Below are 908 nucleotides of genomic sequence, written 5' to 3'. Positions count from 1 at the left end.
AATTAAGAGTTGTAAATAATCAATGCCATAAGAATGATATGCTAATACATCACGCCAACCTCCTAAGCGGGTTGCGATTTCTATGACCGATAATTTGCATTTTTTAAATCCCCCCCCCCGTTAGTATCAAATTTTACTTCTATATGTGAAGCTCCAAAATTAATTTTAAAAGCATTTAGAACTTTAATAATTTCATTTTGAATAATTTTTTTTTCATGATGAGTTATCCTAGCAGGAATCAAATGCTGTGTTTCTAAAAAATCATTTGCAAATTCGCCTTCTCGTAAATATTCTTCTGTGATAGCTATAATTTGATGTTTACCATGAGAGCTTATAGTTTCTACACTAAATTGTCTACCTTTTAAAACTTCTTCGGCTAAAACGATTTTATTATAAGAGAAATCTTTAGCTTTGTAAAAATATTTTTTTAAATTTTCTTTATCAAATACTTTTACAACTCCTCTTCCAGCACTTCTATCGCTTGGTTTTACAACAACAGGGAAATTAGCAATTTGTTCTAAATCTTTTTCATCTTTGAGTATAAAGTATTTAGCATGATTGATATTGTTTCTTTCAAATACTTTTTTCATTAAGCTTTTATCTGTAGTATTTTTAGCACATTCATAAGAATTAGTTCCAAGATTAAGCTTTTCTCCAATGTAGCATACTGTTAAATTTCCAAGTTCTGTAGCAGCAGTAGCAATACCTACTATATTAAATTTGATAGCTAATTCCAGAATTTTTTCTTTATCAGCAATAGAAATAGGATGAAAATAATCTGCTAAATCTTTGCAAAAACAATTTTCATTGTAGTCAAAAACATGAGTGATAAAATCTTTTTTTGCATGTAACACTAAATCTGCTTGTAAATCACCACCGCCAATAATAAAAAAATGTTTGTTTTTCAT

Annotated in this window: 1 protein-coding gene; it reads right to left on the bottom strand. The window is 28.4% G+C overall.

What is annotated here, in order from left to right; genetic code table 11:
- Positions 1–80: 80 nt before the first annotated feature.
- The coding region (locus AJ939_RS08340; RefSeq protein WP_070283447.1) for an acetyl-CoA carboxylase biotin carboxylase subunit family protein at positions 81–908 on the bottom strand (828 nt) is incomplete at its 5' end.

Origin of the sequence: Campylobacter sp. BCW_6889, assembly GCF_001762535.1 — a bacterium.
Classification (GTDB): domain Bacteria; phylum Campylobacterota; class Campylobacteria; order Campylobacterales; family Campylobacteraceae; genus Campylobacter_D; species Campylobacter_D jejuni.
This window is presented reverse-complemented; position numbering and strand designations above follow the sequence as displayed.